We start from the raw sequence: 16,072 nt of genomic DNA, 5'->3' as shown, positions 1-16,072 counted from the left end.
CAAATTGTTGAGCCCTGTTGTGGAAGGGAATGCAAGTGGGTTCGGCGGTATTGAATGATCGAGTGGCAATCCTTAAAAAGGTTTATCAGCGGTTAAGCAAACTAATGGCCACTCTACAAAAATCAGCCACCCAGGAACAAAAAAATAGGACGATATATACTATATCGTCCACAATGAAAACAAAAGGGGGAATACTTAGAAAGCTTACTAAAAGCATTGCCCCCCAAGAGCATTTCTATACATATAAAAGTGAGAAAGTTTATTCGACCGATGATCCGTATTTAATTTCATATAACATCTGCATTACTCGCAAGAAATCTTCTTCAGAGAATTCCTTTGCTTTGCGCAGGATTAATTTTGCTTTCTTGGTTCCGATTTCACTGATGAGCTGCTCAATTTCCTGGTCAATGCCTTGAGGATGGCTTTCTAGTGATTCCTTTTCAAGCATTTCAGATGCTGGTACATCCAGGACAGTAGACAGCTTCAGAATTGTCTGGGTGTCAGGAATCTGACTCCCGCTCTCGTATTTCTCAATCGTTCTTCTTCCGAGCCTCGCCCGCATGGCTAATTCTTCTTGGCTGATATTCCGTTCTTCACGCAATAATTTCAAGTTCTGACCAAAATGAGACATATGAATCCCTCCATCAAATTAACCTTCATACTATTATATTACCATTGAGCTGCCAAAATAAGCCAAGAAATCATTGAACAAAATGTGAGAATTGCCACATGGAAGCTTTACCACTTCACCGCGCAAAAAGGGACAGTCCCCCTTCGCGCTTTAACGCGCTGCCGTAACAGGGGACTGTCCCTACATGCTTTAAAGTGTTAAAGGATTCCGAAAGAATTCAGGAAAACAACGATGATGGCAATAGGAACGAGGTACCGAATTAATAAATAGAGGACACTGAACAACCCGTCAGACATTCCCGATCCTCTTTGCAGTTCTTCTTTCACCGCTGACTTTTTCAATACGTAGCCAGTGAAAATACTGATCAGCAGGGCTCCAACCGGCATCCCGATATTGCTCGTGATGAAATCCGCAAAGTCAAAAAATGATTTTCCGATGATTTGAAAGTCAGTCAGCACACCGAATGACAACGCACTTGGAATACCGACAACGAATACCAGGATTCCTGCGAACCAGGCATACCGGCTGCGCTTCTGCTCATTTCCTTTTTCCATGACTGCGACGATGATTTCTAGGATTGAAAACGCTGATGTCAACGTCGCGAAAAGAAGCAGCACAAGGAAGAAGGTCAGGAACACTCCGCCAAAAGCAATCTCATTAAAGACGGCAGGAATCACGACAAAGACGAGCCCCGGCCCCACATCCGGCTCAAAACCAAGAGCAAACACCGAAGGGAAAATGACCAGCCCTGCCAGAAGGGAAATGAAGATATTCAAGCTGGCGACACTAAAAGCCGAATTCGGCATATTTTCAGTTTTAGGTAGATAAGAAGAATAGGTAACCATGACTGAGATCCCGACACTCAGGGCAAAGAAGGCTTGTCCAAGTGCCAGTAAAGCGGTTTCTGCAGTTAAATAGCTCCAGTCAGGCTGCAACAAGAAACGTACACCGTCCATTGCACCTTCAAGTGTCAAAGAGCGCACCACCAATACAAGGAAAAGGACAAATAGAGCAGGCATCATGAATTTGCTTGCACGTTCGATCCCCGCTTTGATTCCGCCTTTGACCACGAGGATAGTCATAATCATGAATATGGCCTGTGTAAGGAGAACCTCCCATGGACTGCTGATAATGCTTTCAAACAAGGCACCATACTCTGCCTGGGACATCCCGGTCAAACCGCCTGACAGACTGCGGATCAAATAAGAAAGAATCCAGCCGCCCACCACACTGTAGAATGATAAAATAATTAAAGAGACAAGGGTCCCGAAATAGCCTACAAATGGCCAGACAGAAGCAGGAGCCAGCACCCGGTAGGAAGTGACAGCGTCTCCCCCGCCCCGTCTGCCTATGACAAACTCTGCGAGCAGGATGGGAGTTCCGATTAAGATAGTAAATAGGATAAAGAGCAAAAAGAAAACCCCGCCCCCGTTCGTTCCAGCCATATAAGGAAATTTCCAGATCGCCCCGAGTCCGATGGCGGAGCCGGCAGCGGCCAGTATGAACCCAATTTTGGATGACCATTGATCACTATTATTCATTTTGTTTTCTCCTTTCTCTGAACGATTTCACCATCTTACTATGTTTTTCACCCAGTGTATAGATGATTTAAAATAATCAGATATAATTTCTCATTTTTTGAAACAATTACTGGAAAACAGGCGTTACATAATTACAAATAAAAGGAAAGGGGGAGCTGTTTATGGAAGGCGAGTATCTTATAAAACAGGCACAAAACGGAAATTTATCCGCCTATAGTGCACTGGTGAAACACTACGCGCCGATCGTCGAGCGATTTGCTTTTCAAATGGGTGCGTCCACCCGTGATATTCAAGACATTTCTCAAGAAGTATTCATAAGGGTTTACCGCTTCTTACATCAGTTTTCACATTCTAAATTCACAACCTGGCTCTATAAAGTAACCTTGAATGTTACGAGGGATTTCTTGAAGCGAGAAAACCGTCACCACCTGAAGTCGGAAAAACTGGCCAATGAGCCCCTGCCGGATGCTTCATCTCTGCCCGAAGAAGCCCTTTTCCGGGAAGAGGAAGACAGGCTGCTGCATGACTGTATCCAAAAGCTGGATGAAAAATACCGGATACCGATTATTCTTTACTACTTTCACGAGAAAAAATATGAAGATATCCAGGAAATCCTGTCTTTGAATCCTTCCACAGTCAAGACAAGACTGCTCCGGGGAAAGAATATGCTGAAGAAAGCGTTGATACAAGCTGAAAAAAGGGAGGGAAAAAGCCATGGATGATAAAATGCTGGAAAAAAGGATGGAGCTTCTTAACAAAAGCTACGAAAGGATGCCGGGGCAAACCGATGTATCAGAGGTAATTAAAGCAATTGAAAGAGAGAAACATCCGGAAAGGAAAAGGCGGAAACTCATTCACTGGCCATTTGCAGCAAGTTTTATCGGTATCCTACTGATCTCTTCGGTTCTGGTCTTGCAAATTACAGGCGATCAGGGAGGAAGTCTCCAGAGCGGGCAGCAGTCCGGAATGACATCGGAAGAAATCTCAAAGACCATTAAAGAGGTAGAGAGTCATTACAAAATACGCCGCAGCCAGGCGATAGGGAGTCTGGGCCTGACAGAAGCAAGATTCAGTCAAACCGAAATGGGATCCGCTGCTGAAGAATATGTAACCCATATTCTTCAAACCCTTAAGGATGAAAAAATGCAGCTATATAATGACGCCAACCTGGCCGAAATGATCAATGGAAATGTGGATGATATGTTAAAAACGCCGCAGCAAATGCTGAACGGGCTGACCGGGAAACAGATTGACAATGAAAAAGCCGAAGAGTGGGTAGAAAAGTACACAGTGACTCAGAAGGCACTCATCCCGGTTTATGAAGAAGAGATGGAGAGATTCAGAGCAGAATGGGAAGGAGAAAGTAAAGATGGCCGGCTGGAGGGCAGGGAAATTTTACTGGAACAGGAAAAACAGTATTCAGATAAATTGATTCAATTGGTGGAAGGAGCGACAGCCAATGGCATTTTACTTAAGTTCTCAGAACCTGACGGACAAATCCAGGCCGGCATGGATGCTTCATATGTCTCCTTCTTGTTGTCCTCATCTGAGCTTCCTGAAGTATATATGGATGTGCTGACCCTTGAAAGTCTGCCGGCAAGCCTAAACGGAGGGGTGATTACCACCAATTGGGCACGGGCCGGAGGAGATCTCCTGCTATATGAGAGCGTGCTGGATAACCTGCCTCCAGGCTCAGGTTTCCTTGAAGAATTCAGGCTGGAATACACGGCCCTGCTACGAGCGTATGTAAAAGGGTCTTCCACTCAATCCCTCTTCAATGAGGACGGATCCATAAAGGAGGATATGAAAGAATCGTTCGAAAAGTTGATGGAGAAATATCCTGCTTCCAAAACAGCTGCGAGGATTGAGCCCTACTACAATAAACTGAAAGAAAATCAGTTCAGTAAACCGGGAAATTGGGATGATTTTAATATGGAATATGAACTTTAAAAAATATCCCGATGAATGTTTTTTCATTTGCAAAAAGGGAAAACACCTACTATATATAGAGAAATTTTGCGTATGCTTGCCAACTGTGATATAATCTATAATTGCGTAAAAAGGAGAAAATTTATATATAATTAGGAGTTGTTCCCATGAGTACAAAATACGAAACAGGAAGCGTTGTAACAGGTAAAGTAACAGGCATCCAGCCATACGGTGCATTTGTTGCTCTTGATGAAAATACACAAGGACTTGTTCATATTTCTGAAATCACACACGGCTTCGTTAAAGATGTAAACGAACATCTAAGCGTTGGCGATGAAGTAACAGTAAAAGTATTATCTGTCGATGAAGCAGCAGGTAAAATCAGCCTATCCATCCGTGCTACACAAGAGGCGCCTGCAGAAGAGCCTAAAGCTGCTGCTGCAGTTAAAAAGCCTAAGCGCCGTCAAGGAAGCGTAAAGCCTGCCCAAGCTCCTGAAGCTGCTCCAACTGGCTTCAATACTCTTAAAGACAAGCTTGAAGAGTGGATCGAGCAATCAGAGCGTGAAGATCTGATCAAGAAATAATATTGTTGCAAGGACCGGCTTATAAAGCTGGTTCTTTTTTTGTGCTCGAATCATAGTGAGGCGGTAAAACGACTAAATGAGAGCATTTGGGAATTATCTTCAACTTGGAAACCGTATCTAAACAATATGGGCTGGAAAAAGACGAAAGTCGTGATTCGGTTGAAATCGGGACAGAAAGTGCCGTGAGAAAAGAAAAGTAGTCGCGATTCGGCCGGAATCGGGACAGGAAGCGCCGGGAGGGAAGAAAAGTAGTCGCGATTCGGCCGGAATCGGGACAGGAAGTACCTGGAGGGAAGAAAAGTAGTCGCGATTCGGTTGAAATCGGGACAGAAATCGCCTGGTGGGAGGAAAAGTAGTAGCGATTCGGCCGGATCGGGACAGAAAGTACCTGGAGGGAAGAAAAGTAGTCGCGATTCGGTTGAAATCGGGACAGAAATCGCCTGGTGGGAGGAAAAGTAGTAGCGATTTGGCCGGAATCGGGACAGGAAGCGCCGTGAGGGAAGAAAAGTAGTCGCGATTCAGCCAGAATCGGGACAGAAAGTACCGTGAGGAAAGAAAAGTAGTCGCGATTCGGCTGGAATCGGGACAGAAAGTGTATGTAGGAAAGAAAAGTAGTCGCGATTCGGTTGAAATCGGGACAGGAAGTACCTGGAGGAAGGAAAAGAAGTCGCGATTCGGCCGGAATCGGGACAGGAAGCGCCGGGAGGAAGGAAAAGTAGTCGCGATTCGGCCAGAATCGGGACAGAAATCGCCGGGAGGGAAGAAAAGTAGTCGCGATTCGGCCGGAATCGGGACAGGAAGCGCCTGGAGGAAAGAAAAGTAGTCGCGATTCGTCCGGAATTGGGACAGGAAGCGCCGGGAGGGAAGAAAAGTAGTCGCGATTCAGCCGGATCGGGACAGAAAGTACCGTGAGGAAGGAAAGAAAAGTAGTCGCGATCCGGCCGGAATCGGGACAGGAAGTGCGGGAAGGAAAGAAAAGTAGTCGCAATCCGGTTGAAATCGGGACAGAAAGCGCCGGGAGGAAGGAAAAGTAGTCGCGATCCGGCCGGAATCGGAACAGAAAGCGCCGGAAAAAAAGAAAAGTAGTCGCGATTCCAAATAATCCCCCAGGATAACCGAAAAAAAATATAGGCTCAAAATTATGAACAACAAAAAATGCCTCCATTTAATTTAAGGGAGGCATTTTTTGTACAGAGCAATCAATCAGGACGTTCAATATCAAATTTTTTAATCCGATACTGCAAATTCTGCCTGCTCATACCAAGAGCCTTGGCGGTTTTGGTGACATTAAAGTCATGATGTAAAAGTGCTTTCTGGATGTAATATATTTCTGCTTCGGCGATATAATCCTCGAGTGGTTTGATATCCTTATCGCCATCAAAAAGAAAATCTTCGGCATTACTTGTAAGCTTCATTTCTTTTGAAAGCTGAGTGCGCTGCCTGAAATGGACCGGCAGCTGGTTGTAGCCGATACGACCCCCGGACCCCATCAAGTTAAAGGCCCCTTCGATAACGTGTTCCAATTCCCGTACATTTCCCGGCCACTCGTAGTTTTTGAACCTCTCATGCACTGAATTTTCGACACCTTGAACTTCCATTCCGAACAATCCGTTATACTTTTCGATGAAAAAGGTAAGCAAGGGATCCAAGTCTTCCATCCGTTCTCTTAAAGGTGGGAGGAAGATGGAAACAACACTTAATTGATAATAGAGTTCTTTCCTCAGTCTTCCTTCTGAAATGGCATCGACTGGATCTTCGTTGATGGTGCAGACTATCCGGCAATCAATCGGCCTGTCAAGATGGGAGTTGAGCCTGCGGACTTTCTTTTCTCTCAACACCCTTAACAATTTGGTTTGGATAGGTAAGCTTAAACTGTTGATTTCGTCCAAGATCAATGTACCGTTGGATGCCTGTTCAAATAATCCGGGATTCTCGATTATTTCCTCGTCATCCTCGTCATCCACCCCAAACAAAAGTTCTTCCATGACAGTATCAGGAAGTGCGGAACAGTTTTGATTAATCAAAGGGTCCTTTGCCCTTGGACTGCCATTATGAATGCTGTGGGCAAAAAGCTCTTTCCCGGTTCCGGTTTCTCCCACAATCAGAACAGGCGAAGAGGTTTTGGCGGCGCGCCTGCTATTCTCAATGACTTCTTTAAAGCACAGATCTTCCCCAATAATATGATCGAATGTATAAATCGGGTCTTCTTTTTTTGATCGGTTTTCGCGTATCAGCTTTTCAAGTTTGGTAATATCACGGGCGATCTCCATGGCCCCGACGATGGAATCTTCATGAATAACCGGATAGGTATTGTTGATAGTCGTAACCTCGCTGCCTTTGACATTGAAATACGTTTGTTTGACATTGAGAGCTGGTTTTCCGGTCCGGAGTACATCCAACAGTGTGCTTTCTTCCCCGTAACTGAATTGAAAGACTTCAAGGAGATTTTTATCGAAGACATCCTCGACATCCATTCCTTCGATCATCCTCATTTTTCGATTATAAATAATGGTTTTTCCTTCTGAGTTAATAACATGAACGCCTGCATCTATAGAGTCCAACACGTTCTCATAGAGATAAACTAACTCTTGCATCCCGTTCACAAACATCTTGTTTCTCCCCTTTTAAGTACTGCCGTTGAAAAAAATCGAGAAAGATTTTAAGAAATCAGGTTTATAAGTTTGAAAGGCTGTTTCATAGTGTAATAGTGTAATGTGCATGATGGTTGTCCAGCAAGCATTTGGCCCTGTGCTGAATGATGGAATTGTTATCCATACATATGGCGGCGGGCATTTTTTGAATTTATTTTAGAAAATTAAGCAAAAGGCTTGAAAAACGCAACTATCTTTTGCATTATTATATCTGTAAGGGTTTTCTTATTGCAAATATTTTTTGCGTGTATGCCCTGCAAATATATAAAAATATTAATTTTTATTCTAGATAAAGGGGGAAATGAAATTGATTCCGTACAAACATGAACCATTCACAGATTTTTCAAAAGAAGAAAATCAGCAAGCTTTTAAAGAGGGCCTTAAGTTGGTGGACAGTTATTTAGGTCAGGATTATCCGTTAACTATCGGCGGAGAGAAAATCACGACTGAAGACAAGATCGTTTCTGTGAATCCGGCGAACAAAGAGCAGGTTGTAGGCCGTGTTTCCAAAGCAAGCCGTGAATTAGCTGAGAAAGCTATGAACGAAGCTTACGAAACGTTCAAGACTTGGAGAAAAGTAAAGCCGGAGACACGCGCAGATATCTTGTTCAAGGCTGCTGCAATTGTACGCCGCCGCAAACATGAATTCTCTGCGATTCTGGTAAGGGAAGCAGGTAAACCATGGAACGAAGCGGATGCGGATACAGCTGAAGCCATTGACTTCATGGAATATTACGGTCGCCAAATGCTGCGCATTGCAGAAGGCTTCAAGGTAGAAAGCCGCCCAGGCGAATACAATCAATTCAACTACATCCCACTGGGAGTAGGTGTAGTCATTTCCCCATGGAACTTCGCATTCGCCATTATGGCCGGTACTGCGGTGGCAGCAATCGTTTCCGGTAACACAGTACTTCTTAAACCAGCTTCCACTACACCGGTGGTAGCAGCGAAATTCATCGAGGTTCTTGAAGAAGCCGGACTTCCAAAAGGCGTTATCAACTATATCCCTGGAAGCGGTTCTGAGGTAGGGGACTACCTGGTAGATCATCCAAAGACACGCTTCGTATCGTTCACTGGATCCCGCGATGTCGGTACACGAATCTACGAACGTGCTGCAAAGGTAAACCCTGGCCAGATCTGGCTTAAGCGCGTAATCGCTGAAATGGGCGGTAAGGATACAATCGTTGTTGATAAAGAAGCAGATTTAGAATTGGCTGCAAAGTCGATCGTTGCATCTGCATTCGGATTCTCAGGGCAAAAATGTTCTGCATGTTCCCGTGCAATCATCGTTGAGGATGTGTACGATCAAGTTCTTGAGCGTGCCGTTGAACTGACAAAAGAATTGACAGTCGGTGATACTACAGACCGTGAAACATTCATGGGACCGGTTAACGACCAGGCTGCATTCGATAAAATCATGAGCTACATCGAAATCGGTAAAGAAGAAGGCGAATTGATGATCGGCGGCGAAGGAGACAGCTCCAAAGGTTACTTCATCAAACCGACAATCTTTGCCCATGTGGATCAGGAAGCGCGCATCATGAAAGAAGAAATCTTCGGACCTGTTGTCGCATTCTCAAAGGCAAAAGATTTCAATCATGCGATCGAGGTAGCCAACAACACAGAGTACGGCTTGACTGGTGCGGTCATCACAAACAACCGTGCACACATCGAACAGGCTCGTGAAGATTTCCATGTTGGAAACCTTTACTTCAACCGCGGTTGTACAGGAGCCATCGTTGGATATCAGCCATTCGGCGGATTCAACATGTCAGGTACGGACTCCAAAGCGGGCGGACCGGACTACTTGCTTCTTCATATGCAAGCTAAAACAACATCAGAAATGCTATAAGATTGACAATATAATGGAGCCTTCAAGTGGAGGCTCCATTGATTATAAATAAACATATTTTTACACAATTCATACTTATTAAAATTAATTGATCGGAGGAAAAATGAATGTCTGGAAACTCTCAATCTATTATTGATCAAACCCAGGAATATGGCGCGAATAACTATCACCCGCTTCCAATCGTCATCTCGGAAGCTGAAGGTGTCTGGGTTAAGGACCCAGAAGGAAACAAATACATGGATATGTTGAGTGCCTATTCTGCAGTAAACCAGGGGCACCGCCACCCGAAAATCATTCAGGCGCTGAAAGACCAGGCGGACCGTGTGACTCTGACTTCACGTGCATTCCACAATGACCAGCTCGGACCATGGTACGAGAAAATCTGTAAATTGACAAACAAAGATATGGCCCTGCCGATGAACACAGGGGCTGAAGCTGTTGAGACAGCAATTAAAACAGCACGCCGCTGGGCTTACGACAAGAAAGGCGTGACAGAAAATCAGGCTGAGATCATCGCTTGTGAAGGAAACTTCCACGGCCGCACAATGTCTGCGGTTTCCCTTTCTTCTGAAGAAGAGTATAAGCGCGGTTTTGGCCCTATGCTCCCGGGCATCAATCTTGTTCCTTACGGGGACATTGATGCGTTGAAGGAAGCCATCACGCCTAACACAGCTGCATTTTTAATTGAGCCTATTCAAGGTGAGGCTGGAATCGTCATCCCTCCGAAAGGCTATTTGAAGGCTGCATATGAGCTTTGTAAAGAAAACAATGTCCTGTTTATTGCAGATGAAATTCAGGCAGGGCTTGCCCGGACTGGGAAAATGTTTGCCTGCGAGTGGGAAGATGTTGAACCTGATATGTATATCCTTGGTAAAGCCCTTGGCGGCGGAGTATTCCCGATCTCTTGCGTCGTAGCCGACAAGGAGGTTCTTGGAGTATTCAATCCCGGCTCTCATGGTTCGACTTTCGGAGGGAATCCGATGGCATGTGCTGTGTCAGTCGCTTCTTTGGAAGTCCTTGAAGATGAAGAACTTGCAGAACGATCCCTTAAATTGGGAGAATACTTCATGAATAAATTGAAAGAAATTGACAATCCGAAAATCAAGGAAGTACGGGGCAGAGGATTGTTCATCGGGGTCGAGCTGACCGAGCCTGCACGCAGCTATTGTGAAAAGCTTAAAGAAGAAGGGCTGCTGTGTAAAGAAACGCATGAAACAGTCATACGATTTGCTCCTCCGCTGATCATCAGCCAGGAAGACCTTGATTGGGCAATCGAGCGCATTCAAAAAGTGCTTTCAAAGTAATCAAATGAAATAAAGTTTTGTTTTCAACACTGTAGATTTGATGGGAATGGATATGATATGAAAGACAGCAATTGTGAATTTGTGTATTTCCTTGTTAGTTGGTAAGAAAATCGTCAAGTTGTATGTTACAATAACAACGGTTTTAGACTACACAATAAAGAGGCGAATTTTTCAATGGGAGAAAATCTGAATCTGTTTACATCTACTCAACATGTAATCAATGATGCGCTGGGCAAGCTCGGTTATAGTGAGGAAATGTTTGAACTTTTAAAAGAGCCGGTCCGCATGCTGACAGTCCGCATCCCTGTGCGTATGGATGATGGCAAGATAAAGGTGTTCACAGGATACCGGGCCCAGCACAATGATGCTGTCGGGCCGACAAAAGGCGGCGTCCGCTTCCATCCGGAGGTCGATGAAGAAGAAGTTAAAGCATTATCCATGTGGATGAGCTTGAAATGCGGGATTGTAGATTTGCCGTACGGCGGAGGAAAAGGCGGTATCATCTGTGATCCGCGAACAATGTCCTTCACTGAACTGGAAAAGCTCAGCCGTGGCTACGTTCGGGCAATCAGCCAGATTGTCGGACCAACCAAAGACATCCCGGCGCCAGATGTATATACCAACTCACAAATCATGGCGTGGATGATGGACGAATACAGCCGGCTGCGTGAAAACGACTCCCCAGGTTTCATTACAGGAAAGCCATTGGTACTGGGAGGTTCACAAGGGCGTGAAAAGGCAACGGCACAAGGCGTTACTATTTGTATCGAGGAAGCCGCAAAGAAAAAAGGCATCGATATTAAAGGAGCCCGCGTTGTCATCCAAGGCTTTGGAAATGCAGGAAGTTTTTTGGCGAAATTCATGCATGAGGCAGGCGCGAAAGTTATCGCTATCTCTGATGCCCATGGAGCTCTTCACGATCCGAAAGGCCTGGACATCGATTATCTGCTGGATCGCCGTGACAGCTTTGGAACCGTAACAACTTTGTTTGAAAACACAATTTCTAATAAGGAATTACTGGAACTCGACTGTGATATCCTTGTCCCTGCGGCCATTTCCAATCAAATCACAGAAGACAATGCCCAAAACATAAAGGCATCGATAGTCGTTGAGGCAGCGAACGGTCCGACAACCTTTGAAGCCACAAAAATCCTGTCAGAGAGAGACATCCTTCTCGTCCCAGACGTGCTGGCAAGTGCGGGAGGGGTAACCGTCTCCTACTTTGAATGGGTCCAGAATAACCAAGGCTATTACTGGACGGAAGAAGAAGTAAATGAAAAACTTCACACTAAACTTGTTGAGGCGTTCAATAACGTATATGACACAGCGGTTAATCGCAGAGTCAATATGCGCTTGGCAGCCTACATGGTTGGTGCCCGCAAAATGGCAGAAGCTTCCCGTTTCAGGGGCTGGGTTTAATAAAAAGTCGATCAGGCTGGAGGCCTGGTCGGCTTTTTGCTGTATAGGAAACTATAAAAGGCTTGAGGTAAGGATAATAAAAGTAGTTCTGACATCTGCCTCCAGCGCCTAGCCCCTCGGCGTCATAAGCCGATCCGCCAGAAAGGTTAAAGAGCAGCCTTCCCGCCGGCTCGTCTTATGCCTGTCGGGGCTGATCAAGGCGCTTGCGCTTTATAGTCAATCCAGCTCCATGGCCCCAACGGCTATCAAACTTCAGTCTTCCTCCTTGCGATTAGTCATCATCGAATCGCTGTCGCTCTTCGTGATTCCTATATCTCATGCGGAAGCCTTCCAGTTTGTACGCCGCTGAACGGGGCCATACCGCTTTATAGTCAATCCAGCTCCAGCGGCCAACGCCTAGCAGATTTCGGTCTCTCTCCTTGCGATAAGTCATCATCGAATCGCTGTCGCTCTTCGTGATTCCTATATCTCATGCGAGAGCCCTCCAATCTGTACGGAGCTGAACGGCCGCTTGCGCTTTGTTCAATCTCTCATCCAACTTTGACGTATACTCATTGAAAAAGGTATATAATATAGTAAATAACCAGAATTCAAGGAGCGTTTTAATATGAGCGGAATGACAATTCGTGAAAAGACAAAGGAAGAAATAGCCGAAGCAGTTAGTCTTCAGAAGAATTGTTTTGCATCTGGAAAAACCAGACCGCTGGAGGCAAGGAAAGCTAATCTGAATAAATTAGCTGATGCCCTAAGAAGAAACGAGTCAAAAATCATGAAAGCTCTGCATCAAGACTTGAACAAATCTGAGAGGGAAGCTTACACAACTGAAATTGGCATCTTACTTGAAGAAATCAGTTTCACATTGAAAAAACTGGACTCGTGGGCGAAACCGATAAAAGTGAAAACGGCCGTCACCCATTTAGGTTCAAAAGGTTACCGTATCCCTGAGCCCTATGGTGTGTCGTTAATCATCGCACCATGGAATTATCCGATTCAACTGGCCATTTCCCCGTTGATTGGTGCCCTTGCAGCGGGCAATACTGCCATAGTCAAGCCTTCTGAGTTAACACCTCATACTTCAAGTGTCCTTTCGGAAATGTTCGAAGGCAGCTTTGAAAAAGGGGTGGTTTTTATCATGGAAGGCGGAATCGAAACAAATCAGCATCTGCTGGATCAGGAATTTGATTACATCTTCTTCACAGGAAGTGTGCCGGTCGGAAAAATAGTGATGGAAGCTGCGTCCAAAAGGCTGATCCCGGTTACACTTGAATTGGGCGGGAAGAGTCCATGCATCGTACATGAAGATGCTAATTTGAGCTTAGCCGCAAAACGAATCGCGTTTGGGAAGCTGGCCAACGCCGGACAGACCTGTATTGCACCAGATTATCTGTTTATACACAGAGGCGCAGAAGAGAAGTTTATAGAAGAATTTAAAAAAGTTGTTCAGGAGTTTTACGGCGATGAACCGCTCAAAAGTGATCAGTTTGGGAAAATCGTCAATGAACGTCATTATAACCGCCTGAAGAGTTACTTGAACGATGGGGAAGTGATCTACGGAGGGGGATTCGATGATCAAGCCCTGCAAATACAGCCGACGCTGCTTCGACCAGAAAACACCACCGCACCAGTGATGACCGAAGAAATTTTCGGACCGATCTTTCCGGTGCTTACCTACGAAAAGGTGGAAGAGGTCAAATCATTTGTTACAAGCCGTCCGAAGCCTCTTGCCCTTTACCTGTTCACAGAAAATGACAATGTTGAAAAAGACATTACGGCGAACCTTTCATATGGCGGCGGCTGCATTAATGATACTCTGATGCACATTGCGACGCCGCATCTTCCGTTTGGAGGAGTAGGCGAAAGCGGAATTGGCAGCTACCATGGTGAAAGCAGCTTTTCAACCTTCTCACATTATAAAAGTGTCTTGAAACAAACCAACTTCTTTGATTTTTCATTTAAATACCCTAACTCTAAAAATGGCTTGAAAATCCTGCGCAGACTGCTTCGCTAGTCTGCATTTCTTGTTGGCGGAGAAATACCTTCAAAGGGATGGGGATTTGTAGAAGATAAGGATGTGAGAAGAATAGCCTGCAAAGACAAGGTGAAGTGTCAGACAGGGAAAAACCTGCACAAGCACTTTGTGTTTGGGCAGAACAGAAGCTAATGGGTGCGACGTATGATTGGTATGAAATTGGGAGCAAACTCGAGATATCATCTGCAAATTCAGGATGAATTTATAATTGTAGATACCAGGCATAAAATTATTAAATTCCACCACCTGATACAAGATAAGTACATCTCCCTGGCACAAAAACACTGAACTGTACTTGGCAGAGTGATGGAATTGTAGCAGGCACCAGCCGCATAAAATGACTAAAATGTTAGGTGCAGACAACCCGATTCCATCCGAGCCGCCAAACAAAAAAGACAAACTCCGTATCCCGGAGTCTGCCTTGGCATTTTTATCGAGTTGGGCGTGCTTCAGGAGAATGCTCTGCTTCTTCAGAAGGAGCAAACAGAAGACCGATGTTGATTAGACCGGCGATACCGACCAAACCATATACAAGACGGGCAAGGGCTGAATCCTGTCCGCCGAAGATAGCGGCAACAAGGTCAAATTGGAAGAAACCAACCAGCCCCCAGTTAATGGCTCCAATGATAGTAAGGACCAGTGCGATGCGTTGAATAGTACTCATGTTGTTACCTCCTTATGGAATATATGCCAGCATTAAAATAATCACTCGGCATTTTTTTTCTTGGTTCCTTCATAGCTTGTTGTTTTTTGCCCTTTATTATGCATTCTTTGAAAAAAATAACCGAGTGCATTTTCTTTGCAATCAGGGAACATTATATTCGATAATGAAAAGGCAATGTATAGGAGAAACAGGCTTTTACATATGATAGAAGCTGCTGAAAATAAAATAAAGGAGGAAACAGGAATGAACAGTTTTGCTTACTATAATCCGACCAAATTAATTTTTGGTGAAAATGAAGTGGAAAAACTTAAGGAAGAAATTCCTCACTATGGAAAAAAGGTCCTGCTTGTTTACGGAGGAGGCAGCATCAAGCGTAACGGCCTCTATGATCAAGTAACGGGTTTACTAAAGGAAATGAATGCAGAAGTTCATGAACTTGCCGGTGTTGAGCCGAACCCTCGTATTTCCACAGTACGAAAAGGGGTGCAGATCTGTAAAAATGAAGGAATCGAATTCATTCTTGCAGTAGGAGGCGGAAGTGTCATCGACTGTACGAAAGCAGTAGCTGCAGGTGCAAAATATGACGGAGACGCTTGGGATCTTGTAATCAAAGAAGCTTTTGCTGAAGAAGCTCTCCCATTCGGAACAGTCCTAACTTTGGCTGCGACCGGATCTGAAATGAACTCGGGTTCTGTCATCACCAACTGGGAAACTCATGAAAAGTATGGCTGGGGAAGCCCTGCTGTGTTCCCAAAATTCTCTATTTTAGATCCCCAAAATACGTTCACTGTGCCAAGAGACCAAACCATTTACGGTATGGTTGATATGATGTCACACGTATTTGAGCAATATTTCAATAATGCCACAAATACTCCATTACAGGACAGATTGTGTGAGTCTACATTAAAGACCGTTATTGAAACCGCGCCTAAGCTTCTTGAAAACCTTGAGAGCTATGAGCACAGGGAAACGATCTTGTATTCCGGAACGATTGCATTGAATGGTATGCTGCAAATGGGTTACCGCGGAGACTGGGCAACACATAATATAGAACATGCGGTTTCCGCTGTCTATGACATTCCTCACGCAGGGGGATTGGCGATCTTGTTCCCTAACTGGATGAGACATACTATTGATGTGAACCCTGCCCGTTTTGCTCAAATGGCAGTCCGTGTTTTCGATATTGACCCAGAGGGTAAAACAGATAAAGAAATCGGCTTGGAAGGGATCGATAAGCTGTCTGGATTCTGGAGCAGCCTCGGAGCCCCTTCACGCTTGGCTGATTATGATATCAATGACGAGAAAATCGATGTAATGGCAGACAAAGCGATGGCAAACGGTGAATTCGGCAACTTTACATCTTTGAATCATGATGATGTGAAAGCCATCCTGAAAGCTTCACTATAAAGAAATAAATTGCGGGACTGTCCTAACTCGGGTACAGTCCCCTTTCTCCATATACTGTCAG

At 44.9% G+C, this 16,072-nt stretch carries 14 protein-coding genes; 10 read left to right on the top strand and 4 right to left on the bottom strand.

Going from position 1 to position 16,072, the window contains the following annotated elements:
- Window positions 1–259: 259 nt before the first annotated feature.
- Together AC4E8A_RS19065 and AC4E8A_RS19060 are read right to left on the bottom strand one after the other, a co-directional pair.
- Window positions 260–631, bottom strand: a complete 372-nt coding sequence (locus AC4E8A_RS19065) for a helix-turn-helix domain-containing protein (RefSeq protein ID WP_490195333.1) — start codon at window positions 629–631, stop codon at window positions 260–262.
- Between the two features lie 197 nt (window positions 632–828).
- Window positions 829–2,172 carry a sodium-dependent transporter gene (locus AC4E8A_RS19060; protein ID WP_490195331.1) on the bottom strand — a complete coding sequence of 448 codons (1,344 nt, stop codon included), beginning with the start codon at window positions 2,170–2,172 and terminating at the stop codon, window positions 829–831.
- A gap of 161 nt (window positions 2,173–2,333) precedes the next feature.
- Here AC4E8A_RS19060 and AC4E8A_RS19055 point away from each other — a divergent pair, with 161 nt between their 5' ends.
- The 5 genes from AC4E8A_RS19055 to AC4E8A_RS19035 all read left to right on the top strand — a co-directional run bounded on the left by AC4E8A_RS19055 (window position 2,334) and on the right by AC4E8A_RS19035 (window position 5,719).
- Window positions 2,334–2,894: an RNA polymerase sigma factor gene (locus AC4E8A_RS19055; RefSeq protein ID WP_490195330.1), complete on the top strand. Its 561-nt coding sequence runs from the start codon at window positions 2,334–2,336 to the stop codon at window positions 2,892–2,894.
- A complete protein-coding gene (locus AC4E8A_RS19050) occupies window positions 2,887–4,122 on the top strand; it encodes a hypothetical protein (RefSeq protein ID WP_490195328.1) in 1,236 nt (411 codons plus the stop codon). Before AC4E8A_RS19055 ends, AC4E8A_RS19050 begins: the two co-directional genes overlap by 8 nt.
- Window positions 4,123–4,268: 146 nt before the next feature.
- Entirely contained in the window at window positions 4,269–4,685 is a 417-nt protein-coding gene (yugI, locus tag AC4E8A_RS19045; protein WP_490195326.1) for a S1 domain-containing post-transcriptional regulator GSP13, read from the top strand.
- 592 nt (window positions 4,686–5,277) lie between these two features.
- A complete protein-coding gene (locus AC4E8A_RS19040) occupies window positions 5,278–5,508 on the top strand; it encodes a hypothetical protein (RefSeq protein WP_490195324.1) in 231 nt (76 codons plus the stop codon).
- Window positions 5,509–5,593: 85 nt separating this feature from the next.
- Window positions 5,594–5,719, top strand: coding sequence for a hypothetical protein (locus AC4E8A_RS19035; RefSeq protein WP_490195322.1), 126 nt, complete (start codon window positions 5,594–5,596; stop codon window positions 5,717–5,719).
- Between the two features lie 165 nt (window positions 5,720–5,884).
- Here AC4E8A_RS19035 and AC4E8A_RS19030 read toward each other — a convergent pair whose 3' ends face one another.
- Entirely contained in the window at window positions 5,885–7,294 is a 1,410-nt protein-coding gene (locus AC4E8A_RS19030; RefSeq protein WP_490195320.1) for a sigma-54 interaction domain-containing protein, read from the bottom strand.
- Between the two features lie 343 nt (window positions 7,295–7,637).
- On the opposite strand from AC4E8A_RS19030, the gene pruA reads away from it, so the two are divergent.
- The 4 genes from pruA to AC4E8A_RS19010 all read left to right on the top strand — a co-directional run bounded on the left by pruA (window position 7,638) and on the right by AC4E8A_RS19010 (window position 13,919).
- The gene (gene pruA / locus AC4E8A_RS19025; protein WP_490195318.1) at window positions 7,638–9,188 is read left to right on the top strand and encodes an L-glutamate gamma-semialdehyde dehydrogenase; all 1,551 of its coding nucleotides are present in this window, start codon (window positions 7,638–7,640) and stop codon (window positions 9,186–9,188) included.
- A 107-nt stretch (window positions 9,189–9,295) separates the two neighbouring features.
- Window positions 9,296–10,492, top strand: coding sequence for an ornithine--oxo-acid transaminase (locus AC4E8A_RS19020; RefSeq protein WP_490195316.1), 1,197 nt, complete (start codon window positions 9,296–9,298; stop codon window positions 10,490–10,492).
- Between the two features lie 174 nt (window positions 10,493–10,666).
- Window positions 10,667–11,911 (top strand): Glu/Leu/Phe/Val family dehydrogenase, encoded by a 1,245-nt coding sequence (locus AC4E8A_RS19015; RefSeq protein ID WP_490195314.1) that lies wholly within the window; start codon window positions 10,667–10,669, stop codon window positions 11,909–11,911.
- Window positions 11,912–12,518: 607 nt separating this feature from the next.
- A complete protein-coding gene (locus AC4E8A_RS19010) occupies window positions 12,519–13,919 on the top strand; it encodes an aldehyde dehydrogenase (RefSeq protein WP_490195312.1) in 1,401 nt (466 codons plus the stop codon).
- Window positions 13,920–14,370: 451 nt separating this feature from the next.
- Here AC4E8A_RS19010 and AC4E8A_RS19005 read toward each other — a convergent pair whose 3' ends face one another.
- Window positions 14,371–14,604 carry a DUF378 domain-containing protein gene (locus tag AC4E8A_RS19005; RefSeq protein ID WP_006837125.1) on the bottom strand — a complete coding sequence of 78 codons (234 nt, stop codon included), beginning with the start codon at window positions 14,602–14,604 and terminating at the stop codon, window positions 14,371–14,373.
- A gap of 243 nt (window positions 14,605–14,847) precedes the next feature.
- On the opposite strand from AC4E8A_RS19005, the gene AC4E8A_RS19000 reads away from it, so the two are divergent.
- Entirely contained in the window at window positions 14,848–16,011 is a 1,164-nt protein-coding gene (locus AC4E8A_RS19000; protein WP_490195310.1) for an iron-containing alcohol dehydrogenase, read from the top strand.
- Window positions 16,012–16,072: the final 61 nt, after the last annotated feature.

This window comes from Bacillus sp. SRL337, assembly GCF_984799155.1.
Note: the sequence above shows the minus strand (reverse complement) of the source record. Positions and strands in the feature narration are given on the sequence as shown.